This window comes from Pseudobutyrivibrio sp. MD2005 (assembly GCF_000621865.1).
Taxonomy (GTDB): domain Bacteria; phylum Bacillota; class Clostridia; order Lachnospirales; family Lachnospiraceae; genus Pseudobutyrivibrio.
In genome coordinates this window covers 12,637-29,117 of record NZ_JHXE01000009.1, presented here as the reverse complement: position 1 = coordinate 29,117, position 16,481 = coordinate 12,637, and the positions used below count along the sequence as shown (strand labels likewise).

Annotated in this window: 12 protein-coding genes; 1 reads left to right on the top strand and 11 read right to left on the bottom strand. The window is 42.1% G+C overall.

The window, feature by feature from the left end; genetic code table 11:
* Window positions 1–104 precede the first annotated feature (104 nt).
* Window positions 105–599: a hypothetical protein gene (locus T498_RS0103020; RefSeq protein WP_028234644.1), complete on the bottom strand. Its 495-nt coding sequence runs from the start codon at window positions 597–599 to the stop codon at window positions 105–107.
* 713 nt (window positions 600–1,312) lie between these two features.
* On the bottom strand, window positions 1,313–3,562 hold the full coding sequence (locus T498_RS0103015) for a glycogen/starch/alpha-glucan phosphorylase (RefSeq protein WP_028234643.1): 2,250 nt from the start codon (window positions 3,560–3,562) through the stop codon (window positions 1,313–1,315).
* A gap of 224 nt (window positions 3,563–3,786) precedes the next feature.
* Here T498_RS0103015 and T498_RS0103010 point away from each other — a divergent pair, with 224 nt between their 5' ends.
* Window positions 3,787–4,653 (top strand): AraC family transcriptional regulator, encoded by an 867-nt coding sequence (locus T498_RS0103010; protein WP_197019902.1) that lies wholly within the window; start codon window positions 3,787–3,789, stop codon window positions 4,651–4,653.
* On the opposite strand, the gene T498_RS0103005 is transcribed toward T498_RS0103010, so the two are convergent.
* The 9 genes from T498_RS0103005 to T498_RS0102960 all read right to left on the bottom strand — a co-directional run bounded on the left by T498_RS0103005 (window position 4,650) and on the right by T498_RS0102960 (window position 16,454).
* Window positions 4,650–6,800: a zinc ribbon domain-containing protein gene (locus tag T498_RS0103005; protein WP_028234641.1), complete on the bottom strand. Its 2,151-nt coding sequence runs from the start codon at window positions 6,798–6,800 to the stop codon at window positions 4,650–4,652. The genes T498_RS0103010 and T498_RS0103005 overlap by 4 nt on opposite strands.
* 52 nt (window positions 6,801–6,852) lie before the next feature.
* Window positions 6,853–7,977 (bottom strand): hypothetical protein, encoded by a 1,125-nt coding sequence (locus T498_RS0103000; protein ID WP_155951007.1) that lies wholly within the window; start codon window positions 7,975–7,977, stop codon window positions 6,853–6,855.
* Between the two features lie 3 nt (window positions 7,978–7,980).
* Window positions 7,981–9,222 carry an ABC transporter permease gene (locus tag T498_RS0102995; protein WP_081779664.1) on the bottom strand — a complete coding sequence of 414 codons (1,242 nt, stop codon included), beginning with the start codon at window positions 9,220–9,222 and terminating at the stop codon, window positions 7,981–7,983.
* A 3-nt stretch (window positions 9,223–9,225) separates the two neighbouring features.
* On the bottom strand, window positions 9,226–9,891 hold the full coding sequence (ccmA, locus tag T498_RS0102990; protein ID WP_028234638.1) for a heme ABC exporter ATP-binding protein CcmA: 666 nt from the start codon (window positions 9,889–9,891) through the stop codon (window positions 9,226–9,228).
* 207 nt (window positions 9,892–10,098) lie between these two features.
* A complete protein-coding gene (locus T498_RS14660; RefSeq protein ID WP_051524554.1) occupies window positions 10,099–11,193 on the bottom strand; it encodes a hypothetical protein in 1,095 nt (364 codons plus the stop codon).
* A 140-nt stretch (window positions 11,194–11,333) separates the two neighbouring features.
* Complete coding sequence (locus tag T498_RS0102980) at window positions 11,334–12,596, bottom strand: MBOAT family O-acyltransferase (protein ID WP_242839199.1); 1,263 nt, start codon at window positions 12,594–12,596, stop codon at window positions 11,334–11,336.
* A 320-nt stretch (window positions 12,597–12,916) separates the two neighbouring features.
* Window positions 12,917–14,194: an O-acetylhomoserine aminocarboxypropyltransferase/cysteine synthase family protein gene (locus T498_RS0102975; protein ID WP_028234636.1), complete on the bottom strand. Its 1,278-nt coding sequence runs from the start codon at window positions 14,192–14,194 to the stop codon at window positions 12,917–12,919.
* A gap of 680 nt (window positions 14,195–14,874) precedes the next feature.
* Complete coding sequence (locus T498_RS0102965) at window positions 14,875–15,492, bottom strand: acetyltransferase (protein ID WP_028234635.1); 618 nt, start codon at window positions 15,490–15,492, stop codon at window positions 14,875–14,877.
* 2 nt (window positions 15,493–15,494) lie between these two features.
* A complete protein-coding gene (locus T498_RS0102960; protein ID WP_028234634.1) occupies window positions 15,495–16,454 on the bottom strand; it encodes a glycosyltransferase family 2 protein in 960 nt (319 codons plus the stop codon).
* Window positions 16,455–16,481 lie beyond the last annotated feature (27 nt).

Sequence of the window (16,481 nt, the reverse complement as noted above, 5' to 3'; positions counted from 1 at the left end):
TTAAGTTAACAAGTATTCCTATTCAGTAACTTAAGCCCATTCTAGCACTTTTTACACATATAAACAATTATGACCCATCCATTACTGGATGAGCCATAAACTAACTACTTATTCTTTTTATTTGAAGCTGTCTGCTCGTTAAGTTCAGCCTGCTTCTTAAGAGCCCATGCTCTCAAGCCCTTCTTTTTCTTCTTAGTATCCTGCTGCTCAATCTTACCGTGCAAGCCCTTAACCTTTGTAATGTAAAGACCAGATACTGTAGCCTTAACTTCCTTCTTAACAGGCATCTCATCAAAGATCTGTGCATCGCAGATAAGTGTCATCACCTGTGGGCCTACCTTAGCCTTAACTACAGGAATCTTAGAATTCTTAGCATACCATGGTGTATTAGCCATAACAGCCTCAGGAAGACCTGCATCCTTAAGACGCATCTTCTTCTTATCAATGATAAGCATTGAAACCTGCTGTGCAACTGCCTCCATCTGGCTCTGCTGCTCTGCCTGGCGCTTCTGCATACGCTTTCCCAAGAAATATAATACAACAATGGCAACCACAAGAATTATCGCAATCACCAAAAGCACTATTCCTACCGTACTCATAAAAAACTTCCTCCATATCTTTGCTCCCCGTGGAGCCACAACTAGTGACCATTTTACCATGACAACGCCCCAAAATCAATACTGTAGCCCCATCTCGCCCACATATATTAGGGCCCGCCCCGCCCTTGCTGGTGCGCGGCTGTGGTGCCCTGGGTGGCAGTTGTGATTTCGCGAATATTTTTAGTTTTTCAATGTGCGACTTTTGGCATCACACATGTGTCTTGTTGCGGGATGAACCGTTTGTAAAAAATGTTTTTAAGTATGGCGGACACTGAGGTTTTAACTGTACTTCTCAGACTAATAGGAACTTGGTTTCATATTACGTTTGCTAAGTAACATAACAAAGCAGGTTTTGCATATCTAGGTACCGTGGCACATTCAACATCGTGTTTTAAGTGACCACTTGCGCTGCCGTCCATGGCAGCGCATACCTATATATTGCAAAACCTGCTTTTATGTTACTAAGCGCACTTCAAAATCAACCAAGTTCCTATCAGTCTAAGAAGTACATATATCGTTGTGTTGTGTGTCCGCCATCCAAAAACATTTTTTCAAACTGTACAGACCTGCAAAAGACACATGTAAATAAGGATGCCAAAAGTCGTGCATTAGAAAAACAAAATATTCTTGCGATGCAACTGCCACCCAGGGCACCACAGCCACACACCAGCAAGGGCGGGGCGGGCCAGGCATGTAAAGGCGGCGAGATGGGGCTACAGCTTCCAGATGTCGGCGTTGTACTGGGCGATGGTGCGGTCGCTAGAGAAGAAGCCTGCGTTGGCGATGTTCTTGATCATCTTGCGGCCCCACTCTGTGCGGTTTTCGTAGGCAGCGTATGCCTTTTCCTTGGTTGCACAGTAGTCCTTGAAGTCTGGGAAGGTCATGAACCAGTCTTTGTTAAGGAGTTCGTTGTAGAGGCGCTCAAGGTTTTCGCGCTTGCCTACGGACAGTAGCTTGTCTGATACGATGAAGTCTACGCATTTTTTGAGGTTTGCGTCCTTCTCGTAGTAGTCGCGTGAGCAGTAGCTTGCGTCGGCGTAGCGCTTGATTACGGTGTCTGAGTCTTCACCAAAGATGAAGATGTTGTCGTCTCCGACGAAGTCGTGCATCTCTACGTTGGCGCCATCCATTGTACCGATAGCTATGGCTCCGTTAAGCATAAACTTCATGTTGGATGTGCCTGATGCTTCCTTGGATGCAAGCGAGATTTGCTCGTGAATATCGCATGCAGGGATGAGCTTTTCTGCAAGTGTTACGTTGTAGTTTTCTACCATAACAACCTTGAGGTATGGGCTTACCTCTGGGTCTTTTTCAATTATTTCTGATAAGCAAAGGATAAGATGGATGATGTCCTTTGCGATTATGTAAGCAGGTGCAGCCTTTGCGCCAAAGATAACTGTGATTGGGCGTGATGGCTTCTTGCCTTCCTTAATTTCGAAGTATTTGTTGATTACGTAGAGGGCGTTCATCTGCTGGCGCTTGTACTCGTGGAGTCGCTTTACCTGAATGTCGTAGATGCTGTTTTGGTCAAGGTTGATGCCCTGTGTGTTTGCAAGATAGTTTTTAAGAACTGCCTTGCGAGTGTTCTTTACGTCAAGGAAGCGCTGAACAACTGCATCATCGTTCATGTATTGCTCAAGCTTCTTGAGCTCTGTTGCATCCTTTTTGAAGCCAGGGCCGATAAGTTCTTCGATAAGCTTTGAAAGCTCTGGGTTGCTGTATAAAAGCCATCTACGGAATGTGATTCCGTTGGTCTTGTTGTTGAATTTTTCTGGATAAAGCTTGTAAAATGCATTGAGCTCTGTATCCTTCAAGATTTCTGTATGAAGGGCAGCAACACCATTGATTGAAATACCGTAGTGAATATCCATGTGAGCCATGTGCACAAGGTCATCCTTGATGATATCTACCTCAGGGTTGTTGTACTTGATGTGGATTCTGTTGTGAAGCTCGCGGATGATTGGCATAAGCTGAGGTACAGCCTTCATCATAAAGTGGATAGGCCATTTTTCAAGAGCTTCAGCGAGGATTGTGTGGTTGGTGTATGCGCAGCATTTTGATACTACGTTAATTGCCTCATCCATTGTAAGTCCACGGATTTGTAGGAGTCTGATAAGTTCTGGGATTACCATAGATGGGTGTGTATCGTTAATTTGGATTACAGCATAGTCTGGAAGGTCCTTTAGATTAGAGCCTTTTTCAACTGCTTCATCAAGGATGAGCTGAGCTGCATTGCTTACCATGAAATACTGCTGATATACACGAAGCAGTCTTCCGTTATCGTCAGAGTCATCTGGATAAAGGAATAGTGTAAGATTCTTAGCAAACTCGCTCTTATCAAAGTTAATTCCATCTGTGATGATGCTTTCATCTACTGTCTCAACATCGAAAAGATGAAGCTTTGTTGTGACAGAATCGTAGCCTGTAACATCGATATCGTACATGCGGCTCTTTACATTGAAGCCACCAAAATCTACCTGGTATGTTCTGTCTGTAGAAGTCATCCAGCTGTGGTGTCTCATCCATGGATTTGGCTCTTCGCACTGGAGGTTGTCCTTGAACACCTGCTTAAACAATCCCATGTGATATGCAAGGCCAACACCGTCACCATTAAGGCCTAGTGTTGCAATGGAATCAAGGAAGCATGCAGCAAGACGACCTAATCCACCATTACCAAGGGATGGCTCTACCTCAATTTCCTCTATCTCTGCAAGTGATTTGCCGCAAGCCTCCAGCTCGGATTTCACTTCGTCGTATATACCAAGGTTGATTAAGTTATTAGATAATAGCTTTCCAATCAAAAACTCAGCACTGATATAATAGAGCTTTTTCTTACCACCGGCGATGTCTTTGCGCTTAGCCTGGTCCTTCACATATTCTAGTAGACCAATGTAGATTTCTTCGTTTGTACACTCGTTCATGTGGCGGCCGAAGCGCACCTTGATGTATTCGTTTGCTGTCATATTATCCTCCTTAAATCTGCCCCTCATCAGTCAGCTGTGCTGACAGCTTCTCCCCTAAAGGGGCGAAGCCTTTTTGCCTTCCCCTAGAGGGGGAAGGTGGCACCGAAGGTGACGGATGAGGGTATGTATCAATCAACTTTAATTGCATTATAATGCTCATGACAGACGTTTTACTTGCCTTATTCCATCTAAAAGTGATACTATTCTATCACCGGAGGATTATTATGATTAACATTAACGATTACCAGGCCATACATGAAAACAAAAGTCATTTCGATTTTAATTTGCCATACAACACTTATCCTTGTACTATCCCACTGGATTTTGAAAGTGTTCCCCTACATTGGCATGAGGATGCGGAATTCATTTATATAAAAAAGGGACAGGGGATAATTGTAATTGATGGTTCTGAATATCAGGTTCAGGGTGGAGATATCGCATTTATTCTTCCAAGTCGGGTTCATGGGATTTATCAATTAGATGACAATACTATGGAATACGAAAACATCATTTTCGATTCCAAGATGCTAGCATCTACACTTGATGATTTCTATGATATTTTTCTATTACCTTTTTTCGAAAGTGCAGTGGATATTCCTGTCATTTTTAGACATGGCGTGACCGGGTATGAAAGTATAAAGAAATATTTAGATAGCAACGATAATATTTCGGCCCATCGAGAGGGAGCCTGGGGGCTTGCCATCAAGGGAAATATGTATCTATTGCTTTTTAATCTTGTGACATTATATGAGGATCAGATTGATTCTTCTACAAAGAAAAAAATAGACAGGCTAAAGCCTGTCATAAAATATGTGGAGCTCCACTACGGTGAAAGCTCCACTATTGAAGATATGGCAAAGCTTACAGGCTTTTCTCAGTCTCATTTTATGAGGTACTTCAAAGAAGCCTTTGGTGTAAGCTTTGTGACATATCTTAATGATTATAGGTTATCAATGGCGGCAAGACTTCTTCTTTCAACGGAAGAATCTGTGCTTACAATTTCTCAGCAGGTAGGCTTTGAAAATCTCTCACACTTTAACCGCCAGTTCAAACGAAAATACCATCAAACTCCTAGAGAGTATAGGAATTAGTACTGGAATAAATCGTAGTAGTACTCGATATCCTCATCTGATGCCTCTGGATCGTAGTTCTCACGATAGTAATCAGCGAACTCATCATATGTCATAGATGAGAAATCTGGGTAGTCATAATCATAATCGTCATAATCATCATAATAGTCATCGTAACCATATGAATCGTATGATGTACCGTACATAAGTGTGCTCAATGCATTGTAGATTTCGTAGTCATCACCTGATGCGAGAGCGTCACTAACTTCTGAAAGTGTCTGATAGTACTCTTCTGGAACACCAGCCTTCTCAAGGTTGTCTACAAGCGTATCTAACTTGATTCCCTTGACAAAGTTGAGTAACTCTTCCTCATCCATGTTCTCAACATCAACTGTGTCGCTAGGAATCTTCATATCCTTAACATCTTCCATTGAGTAAGTCATTGTAATCTTTGCGAGTGACTCATCATCTACAAGGATATCTAATCCCATTGTACCTGTAGCACCCTTTGTCTCTAATGAAAGGTCGTACTTAGCAAGACCGAACATCTCTGATGTCTCGTCATAGAAGTCACCTGTTAGGCCTTCACCTAATGAGAAAATGAAGTGTCCGTTGTAATCACGGCTCTTTTCAAAAGCATCCTTATCGAAATCCTTTACTTCGATTGTGAAGTACTCTTCATCATCCTGCTCAAATGTGTAAGTACCGCTTAATTTACCCTTCTTTGTCTCGCCTTGGCCTTCGAATACGTACTCTGTACCTGTTCCATCATCGAAGCAGAAACGAACTCCACTCTTATCACCCTTTTCTACTGTGTAGAATTCAATTCTTCCATCAGCGTCTTCTGGCTCAAGAGCGATACCCTTGAAGTCAAATCCATCTACATATACATAAAGTGTAGCAACATCTTCGTTGAGATCTTCATCATCTTCGATTTCATCTAACTGGTCTTCGATATCGTCCTTAGCGCTTGAAAGCTCATCAATCATGTAATCCCAGTAATCATCATAATCATCAAAGTAACCTTCAAATTCAGGTGAAGATAACTCTGCTTCAAAAAGTGGACGAAGAAGTTCCTTTAACTCTTCATCATCTTCTAATTCATTAATAAGATCATCAGCAATCTGAAGAGATGTCTTCTTGTCTAACTCGATTTCAAGAGCTGTGTACTTAGCAGTAACATCACCTGCTGTGACTTCTTCCTTGCTCTTTTCGATTTCGCACTTAGATAAATCCTTAGAAATAATATCTGTGTACTTAGTAGCGCACTTGTTGAACTTATCTGGATCTGGATACATTTCAGCGTACTTTGTGAATGTTTCTGTGTAAGAAGCTAGCATCTCCATAAACTCTTCTGAATCGAAGTCGCCTTCAGCTTCAATAGCTGTATTTCCAAGTACTTCTGGAACTGAAACATAAGCCTTCTCAGAATTAGCATCTAAAATAGCATTAACTGTTCCGATTTCCTGTCCATTTAAGCTTCCCTTAATATCAAAACCAATCTGCTCTTCCTGAACATCAACTGCAACATCAGCGCGTCCGCTTTCAATCCATGAAAGATCAGCGCCCACTGAGCTGCCAGCTTCATCAAGAAGTGACTTAGCCTTATCGCCTAATTCTGCTTCAACAGAAAGTGTCATATCACCGTTAAGATCCTTGTAAGAATCCTGGATTGACTTGTAACCTGTCTTGTATTCATCAAAGATATCGTTCTTTCCATTATCGATTGTCTTTGTAAGAATCTGTGCTGGTGAAGCAAATAAACCAAACACAAAATATCCAACTGCAAGAGCTGCTGCAACAACTACTGCAACAACACCAACACCGATGAAGATTCCCTTCTTAGAACCAGACTTCTTTGTAGGCTCAGGGATATCTGCTGGATTGAATCCGTAATTGTAATCCTCTGAATAATTGTCTGTTACAACTGTAGAAGCTACTGGCTCCTCGCTAGCTGCCTCTGCTGTAGGAGCAGCCTCTGATACTGGTGCTTCCTCAACTACTGGAGCAGCTTCCTCAGCTGGTGCTTCTGTAACAACTGGCTCCTCAACTGTTGTCTGTGTCTCTACATTTGTTGCAACGTCTTCTGCAGCACCTACTGGTGTACCGCACTTAGGACAGAACTTAGAATTATCTGTAAGTTCGTTCCCACACTTTGTACAAAACATAGTTTTTCCTCCCTTTAATCATATGGTAACTGCCGTACAATTGAGCCGTTACCTAGTTAACATGTTTTCTTAAGGTATGAATTAAATACCATATAAATATTAATACCACACCAAATAACAATAATGATTTTACATAATATTCATCATGAATGCAATACAAATAATGAAAAGTAGGGCAAAATTTTTGCAATGCCCTTCCTTCTTTGAAGTCAATAAAGACTGGTGAAAGTATTGCAGATGCCATTATTAGTATTGGTGTAACTATTCCTAAACCTTTGATGCTGTGAATCACTTCTCTAAGAACAGAAGCCAATCCTATCACAGCTACATTATATAACGTCAGGGCGATAACCTCACGAAATGTGCTTGTGTAAACGCCGCCTATTTTAAGGCCAATCAAAACCATGATTGATGGAACAATCATAATCACTTCGTAATATAGGAAATCTCTTCCTACTTCTGCCCAGCTTTTCCACCAGATAAAAAGTCCATTGGACTCATCCTCAAGATAATACATTGATGCGGCAATGCCAAGTAATAACAGCCACAATGCAAGGATACCTCTAAGTGGCATCATCAGATAGCTTGTGTTATCTTCGCTCTGATTTGAAGCGGCATCGATATATCCCATCTCAAAGAGATTGCCGTTGATTCCATAATTGTCGTAAGTGTCGAGGATATGGGCGATTTCCTCATCTGTAGGATTGCCTCCGTACACATTTTCAGAGATATATTGAACTGCCATCTGGCGGGCACCCATTGGGAACACTCTACTGCTTAAAACCTCTCGGCCAAGCATATGAGTAAGCCCCTCTTCTCTGATGAGGATTTCGATTTTATTTTTTGTGTGTCCCTTTTCTGCCATCTGGCTAACAGTGGTGTCTAAATCTTCTGGACAAATCCAAGCCTCAGTAAGCTGCTGGCGTTCCACGTCTTTTCGCAATAAATCTGCATCATCATACATGATAAAGCGTAAGCTTCCTGGCTCTTCTATTAGATTCGCCCTTAGCCACTGGCTGCTCTCGTCATTGCCAGGGATGTAAACGCCCACTGTCATAAGACCTGAGTCAGCAGAGCTCATTGCATTTAAAAGAATTACCAAAAGCGGAACCACCAAAAGCATGGCTATGTAGCTTTTCTTTTTTAATAATCGTTTTAATAATAATAAGTAACGCATAATCTACCTAATCTTTTGTCTTCTTGCAAATATTGCTACTCCAAGGAATACAACCGCGTAGCCAGCCATTATCAATAAGTATGTTTCCTGTGGTTCGTACTGCAAGCCCGCTCCCATGTACGAAAATGCGATTCCCGATGGAATCCACTCGCCAAGTCTTTGAACAATTTCTGGGAAAAATGGCTTTGGATAAAAATATCCAGATACATAGGCCATGCCGATGTAAAGCATGAAGGCCACCAATATCTTATTTATAACGCCAATCAGCAATTCGAAAATCATAAAGCCGAAGGCTGAGAACATTACGCACACTGGAATGAGGTTGAGAGTGATCATTCCGAAGTCATCGATTCCGGCGCTTGCTAGCATTTCCTCATCAATCATTCCACTTGAGCAAACCGCTGTGATGAGTCCCATTATAATGAGCACGCAAATGATATTGATTGTTAAAAACGGAATGAACTCGCCAACAACCTGAGCTCTTGAGTTGATTCCCTTTGACTTCATAAATTTATACTGTGCATCCTTTGTGCCGATAAAATATGAAATCGCACAGAAGGATAACAGCAACATGAAAAACAGCAGTATTCCAAGGAAATAGTATGCCGGTGTGGACAATCCATCTGAAAGGCCCAGCTCTGTTATCTCAGCAACGCTTGTACGTGTGATGAGTGCAGAGATGTAAACCATAAACAAATCATTTATCTTTTCATGGCGATATGCTTTATCATAGCCTTCTTCTTTCATCAGCTGGCGCAAGGTACAGATACCCGTCTCTGAATAGATGATGATGTGTGTGGCAATAAGGGCGATTTCGTCCATCATGACATTGGAGATTCCCTTTTGGCCGGATGTAGCATAATACTGAAGCTTCGCATCGTTTGTCATGGCATTAAGGGCATCACTAAACTCCTCCGTAATTACGATATAGGCAGAAATCTCTGCGTTTCGCATTGCGGCTCTTGCGGCTTCTTCATCCTCATATTCCACAAGCTCTATCATGTATCGGCTCTCGTCCAAAGTGCCTATCATGTATACACCAAGGCTTATCATTTCATCATCAGTGTCACCTACAACGCCCAGCTTATATTTTTGATTTTCTGAAGCGTAGGTATCGCTATACATCAGGGCAAATCCCGCAGCTGAAAGCAGCATCGCCACCACGAGAATCATGGCTACGATTCCAAAGAGCAGTTTAAATATTCTTTTATATTGAATTAGTAAATAGTCTCTAAACCTAACCATCTGTTACAATCTTCCTATCAAGTGTGGAATATCTCCATCATATTTATACGGTGAAAGCACTCCCTCTTTTAGGATGAAGCACTTATCGCACAGCTCAATCTCCTGCACCTCGTGTGTTGCAATGATAAGTGAACCGCCTCTACGTTTAAACTGCTCAAAATATGTGTAGATACGTTCCTTACAAACCAAGTCCAGCGCAGCTGTTGGCTCATCCAAAAGCATCAGCTTCGGATTAGAATTGATTGCACATCCAATAGTCAAACGCTTTTTCATTCCACCTGACATCTGATTCACAGGCACCTTAATAAACTGATCAATGCCCAACATAGCAAGGAAGCCATCCTTCAGTTCCTTCTTCAATCTATCTGTGGAATACCACATTCTAAGATTGTCCCAGGCCGTCAGCTCCTGAATAAGCGGAGTCTCCTGTGGCACATAGGCCACCACATCATTTCTCAGCTTGGTGTGCTTCAGCAAATCCTTTCCATCAATATTGAAAAAGCCTGAATCTGCCCGTTGTAATCCCGCCAATATTGTAAGCATGGTAGACTTACCGCTACCATTTTCTCCCAGGATACCCACAATCTCTCCAGGCTCCACATTAAAATCTACGCTCTTCAGCACCTGGTGCTTGCCGTAGCGCTTCTTAATATTCTTGATTTCTATCATAATATAATGCTCCCTAAAAAATGCTCCATTTAATTTTTCATGCTCCCGGAGGGCACCCTCCATACCTTCGTCTGGGCACCCGCCCGCCGGCGTGGGCCCCTCCCAGACTCGGCATGGCACTTCCCTCCTCGCGCTTGCCTAGACTATGTGTCGCATTTAACCCAACACCATCTTATGCAGCATACGCACTCATCTATAAATCTTGAATTATTTTCTTACGCTATTTGTATTCGTGTTCGTAAGTAGTGAGTCGTAGTCGTAGGTTGTATAGAATTTACGCTCCAAGGCGATGTATTCTTTGTAGTTGGCTTCGGTGAGCTCATCGGTGCCAGCGTACAGCCAAGCTAAGATTTGTGAGTTGATCCAGTCACCATGATGACATTCGTCGCTGTAGTTATTAAGGTCGCATGTCATATCGAATTCTGTGTTGAATGAGAACAGATGAATATTATCGCATTCAAGCATGAGTTCGATGGCATACTCCTCTGCAGATATGAAGCGATCTACAGTTCCAAGCTCTTTTTGTGAGCCCCACCATGCCACTGAGTATGGTGTGAGATAATAATAGAACTGAACATCCGGATTAGCCTTTGCGGTAGCCACCACATTCTGTGTAATGTTTTCATATACCATCTGCTTTACTTCATCTACAAATGGCTGAATCTGCTCTGGCTCAGCGTAGGATGTTCTATCACCTAGCACCACATCTGCTCCAAACTCTGTGCCTTCCATCCAGTTTGAATATTCATCAAAGCTTGTGATGCCTGCAGCTTTACCCGCTTTGGCATCCCTAATCATTGGAAGACAGATACTAAATAAAATCTCTTTATTGAAGATGTAATTTACATCATTGAAAGGATTCTGGTCATACAAATACGCCGGGTAGGTTCCCAAGTCATCTCTTACTCTATTTGCATCATCCAAAAGATATGCATAATCAAGGGGCCTAACCACCATCTTTAAATCAGGATTACATGCTATCGCATTTACGATATTATCATCCTGCTCCTTATAGGTGCCGCCAGCAAATGTGACCTTAATAGAATTCACTCCAAAGAGCTCATCAAGCTCGCTTGTCTTGAAATTCTCCGCCATAGAAGTACCGATAATCATGGCATCATAATCAAAATGCTTAATAATACCATCATTCTGGCTACGCTCATTATTCAATTCATAATACAAGCCCTCAACAGGGCCATGATAATGAAAATATGGATCTACAACCACAACTACTGAAGCTAGCGCCACCATAGCTGTAGCTGCGCTCCCAATCATCATTATCAACCACTTCTTACTATTCATTTCTCACTCCAGCTGTTACGCTCTCAAGCCTAAGAATTACTCCGCTCAGCTGAAGAAAGCTTCGCTTGAGTAACCCTTAGAGCTTGATAGCTACAGCCTCATCTATAATTGATAATTATTCGCTTTTCGCTTTACGATTTTTAAAAGTTGAAATATAAAAATGTGCTAATTCCGCTGAAAGACATAATGCTTGCCACGAGCAGTGCGGATGTCCAGAGCATATTTTTTACGGTTGGCTTGAAGGAAGCCATAAGCTCGTGGGAATTGCGGGTGCCAAGCACAATAAACAGTGCCAGGAAGTAATACATTCCTACGTAGATAAATGGCAGCGAATTTGTTACTGCTGTGTTATCCAAGAAGAATTTAAGCACTGGTGTCTGGAACGCATACAAAATGTTTACATCTATGTTTGTAAAATCCACATACAAAATCTGCTTGATAAACTCCATGGCGTCACTGATAGTGTCTGCCCTAAAAAATACCAATGTAAGATTGAAAAAGCCCTGGGTAATCATCCAGCCTAGTGCTGGGTGCATGTCCTCAAAAGTCTTTCTGAACATGCGGGTGATAATTACAAATATTCCATTTAGCACAGACCAGATTACAAATGTCCAGGCTGCCCCGTGCCAAAAGCCACTAAGCAAAAATACGATGAACAAATTGATGTATGTTCTCACATCACCCTTGCGATTTCCACCAAGTGGAATGTACACATATCTTGTAAAGAATCGGCTTAATGTCATGTGCCAGCGATTCCAAAACTCTGTGATGGTAAGGGATTTATATGGGCTATCGAAATTTATTGGCAAGTCGATGTTGAGCATCTGCCCAAGGCCGATGGCCATATCGCAGTAACCGCTGAAATCAAAATACAGCTGGAAGCAGTATGCCATCAAAACAAAGATTGCATTTGTAGCTTTCAAGGATGGAACATCATCAAATCCCCAATTAACTGCTACACCAAACACATCTGCCAAAAGCACTTTCTTGCCAAGACCAATGGCAAACATATAAAAACCTCGAGCCATGTTATCCCAATTCACAGTCTTTTTCTTTTCATCAAGGAGCTGTGGAATCAGCTCATCATGTGTAACAATTGGGCCTGCAATAAGCTGTGGAAAGAATGTCACGTAGCAGGCATATGTAAGGAAATCATAATCTGGCACCTCGCCACGATACGTATCTACGATAAATGAAATCTGCTGGAATGTGAAAAAGCTGATTCCAAGTGGCAGCATTATGTGCATAAGTGGCCAATCAGTGCGAGCCACAGCATTCACATTTTCTATGAAGAAATCCATATATTTAAAATAGAAAATAATGCCAAGGTTTACCGCAACCGCAAGTATCATTATAGGCTTGCAAGCTAGGCTCTTTCCCATGCCTGCCTGTTTCTTTTTCATCCACTTATAAAACAGGTAATTAGCCAACACGCTTGATATGATAATCAGCAGATAGCTAACATTGAAATACCCATAAAACCACAGGGACATACCAAGCAAAAATACATGCCCCAGGTGATACTTCTTCGTCTTATTCAGCAGGAAATATCCCACTATGCAAATAGGTAAAAATAAAAATATGAATATATACGAATTAAATAGCATAATATCCTCGTCTAAAACTTTTTAATAATCCTATCTATTTTACACTAAGTAGGCTATTATTCCAAATAATTTAAACGAAAAAAGCCGCCCACTAGGGCGGCCAAGCTTTCTAACATTTATTTCATTGCCTGCTCAAGATCTGCGATGAGGTCTGCACTGTCTTCGAGACCGCAAGATACGCGGATAAGACCTGCTGGGATTCCAGCTGCCTCGAGTTGCTCATCTGTCATCTGGCGATGTGTAGATGTTGCTGGATTTAAGCAGCATGATCTAGCATCTGCTACGTGTGTTTCGATTGCGATGAGCTTAAGCTTCTTCATGAAGGATTCTGCTGCAGCACGTCCTCCGTTAAGCTCAAATGAAACTACGCCGCATCCCCCATTTGGAAGATACTTCTGAGCCAACTCATAGTATTCATCTCCCTCAAGACCTGGGTATGTCACCTTCTTAACCTCTGGCTGTGTTGATAAGAATTTAGCTACTGCAAGTCCGTTTTCAACGTGACGTGGCATGCGTACATGAAGTGACTCAAGACCAAGGTTGAGTAAGAATGCATTCTGTGGCGACTGGATGCATCCAAAGTCACGCATAAGCTGTGCTGTACACTTTGTGATGAATGCGCCTTCTTTGCCGAAGCGCTCAGCGTATGTGATTCCGTGGTAGCTATCGTCTGGAGTGCAAAGTCCTGGGAACTTATCTGCATGAGCCATCCAATCAAACTTACCAGAATCTACGATACATCCACCTACTGCTGCGCCGTGGCCATCCATGTATTTTGTAGTTGAGTGTGTAACGATATCTGCTCCCCACTCGATTGGGCGGCAGTTTACCGGTGTAGGGAATGTGTTATCTACAATAAGTGGCACTCCGTGCTCATGAGCAACCTTTGCAAACTTTTCGATGTCCAAAACTGTGAGTGCTGGGTTTGCAATTGTCTCACCAAATACAGCTCTTGTGTTTTCCTTGAATGCTGCATTAAGCTCTTCCTCTGAAGCATTTGGAGAAACGAATGTCACGTCCACACCCATCTTTCTCATTGTCACTTCAATAAGATTGAAAGTACCGCCATAGATAGATGATGATGCTACGATATGACTTCCGCACTCGCATATATTAAATAGTGCAAAGAAGTTAGCGGCCTGTCCACTAGATGTGAGCATAGCAGCTGAACCTCCCTCTAATGCTGCAATCTTTGCTGCCACATAATCATTAGTTGGGTTCTGCAATCTTGTATAGAAATAGCCTGATGCTTCCAAATCAAAGAGCTTTCCCATATCCTCGCTAGTATCATACTTAAATGTTGTGGACTGAACTATAGGAATCTGGCGTGGCTCGCCATTTCCTGGAGTATAACCTGCCTGCACACACTTAGTACCAATTCCTTCTCTGCTCATAATTACCTCCTTGACTAGCTAAAATGCTTTTTACGTTTTCAAAGCTCCCGTAAGCCATCTCCCATACTTCGCAAGGTATCCTCCCACAAATGGGTCCCTCCTTGCTTGCATGGGGCCCTCTTACTCGCGCCGTCCAAATCTATGAGCATTTTAGCATCTAATTCTCTATATGATTCATTCCGGAATGTACGATATTAAATATCGTTATTTGAAATAAACTTATTATACTTTAACACAATAAAGTGCTATTTAAAACAAAAAATTACAAAGTTAGGAAGTTTGCTTTGACGGACAGGACGCTTAGGCTGTGTGGCATAACTCAAGAGTCTAATTGCAAAAACTACGTGCGTTTAAGGAGAAAGTATATTATCACAAGTAGAAAATACTGATTTTGATAGCGATTGAAAGCCTCAGTTTACAGATGACCATTAGATGCTACTCATGATTAGTAATCTGTCCACTATTCAAATCGAGATAATACACACTAGACTACATTTTTAAAAATTTTACTTGCCAATCATAGAAAAACAAAATTTGACAAGTAGTTGCTTTGTTGAATCCCCCCATGCATAAATGAAAAGGCAGCAATTATATGGAAATCTCCAGAATTACTGCCTTTCTTTTGTGAGTGGGTTGTGTACTTAGACCAATATTTCCCGAAAGAAGATGTTGCCTGGCAACTAGTCTATCTTACGAGCTGGCACTCCGATGTAGGTACCAGGCTTTATGATGTTTTTTACGACTACGGCGCCGGCTCCGATGGTGCAGTCTGCGCAGATGGAAAGATTGTTGCTGACAACAGCGCCGATGCCAAGCCAACAGTTGTCTCCCATGGCAACAGTGCCGGCAGTGTGACTGCCTACAGAAATGTGGACATAGTCTCCGATGGTGTTGTCGTGGTCCACAGATGCGCATGTGTTGATGATGCAGCCATCTCCAATTTTGGTGCCAGGATTTACTACAGCCCCAGCCATGATTACAGTGCCAGTGCCTATGCTTACGTCATATGCGATGGCGGCTGCAGGATGAATAAGTGTGACTACATTTGCGCCTTTTGATAAGAGCTTTTCCTGAACCTTGCGGCGGATTTTGGCATCTCCGATGCCTACGATGAAATCGTATTTTTCATTGATGAAGTTTTCCAAATCGGTGTCTTCATCAGCCACTGGATATTCACCAAGCATATCAATGGTAGGATTCAAATCCACAAAAACGATATTGTCGTATCCGTTTTCCAAAGCGATTTCAGCAACGACCTTGCAATGGCCGCTGGCCCCCATAATAGCAATGCTTTTCATGGTTATTGCCTCTCTTCCCCATCCTTTGTGATGATACTGTCGATGATATATATAGGTCGATTCTTGACTTCAGCAAAAATGATTGCCAAATATTCTGAAATAAATCCAAGAATGATAAATAACACGCCAAACATGAAACTGATAAGAACTACGATGGTTGAGTATCCCGATGGCGCATTGCCAAGGAAGAACTGAACTATCGAATATACGATAAGGATAAATGAGAAGGCCAGTGACATTAGCCCTGCGTATATCCCCATCTTAAGTGGTGCATCTGAAAAATTACAAATGGCATTAAGCGAAAGCTTAACTAAAGCTTTAAGGTTGTAATTGCTCTGACCTGCTACTCTGGCGCTGGCCTTGAACTCAAGGGTAGTCTTCTTAAAGCCTACATTTTGAACATAGCCTCTAAGGAATCGAACGCGCTCCCTGTAATCCTTGCGAAGCACAAGAGCCACCCTGCGTGAAAGGCCAAAGAAATCCGATGAATTATTCTCAAAATTAGCCTTTGACATATGATTCATCACTTTGTAAAATGCCGCAGATGTAATCTTCTTGAATAAGCCTGCGTCCTCGCGAGCGGTGCGAACCATCGAAACAACATCATAGCCTTCATCAAACTTCGCAATAATATCAGGGATAACTTCTGGTGGATGCTGCAAATCTGCATCCATGCAGACAATGCCATCGCCTGTAGCCACATCGATTCCTGCTATCATAGCAGCCTCGTGGCCTCTGTTGGCAGCAAAATTAACAACTACCACCTTAGGGTCCTTTGCTGCGAAACCTCTAAGTAAATCTAAACTGTTATCTAAACTTCCATCGTTTACAAAAATCAGCTCATAATCCCAGCCTGCCTTAGCTGTGGCCTGCTGTAAGATAGGATGTGTGTGTTCATAAAACTGTTTTAATCCTTCTTCCTCGTTATAAACTGATACTACTATTGAAATCTTCTTAGCCATAATTGTCCTTTTTTGTGTATTAAATAA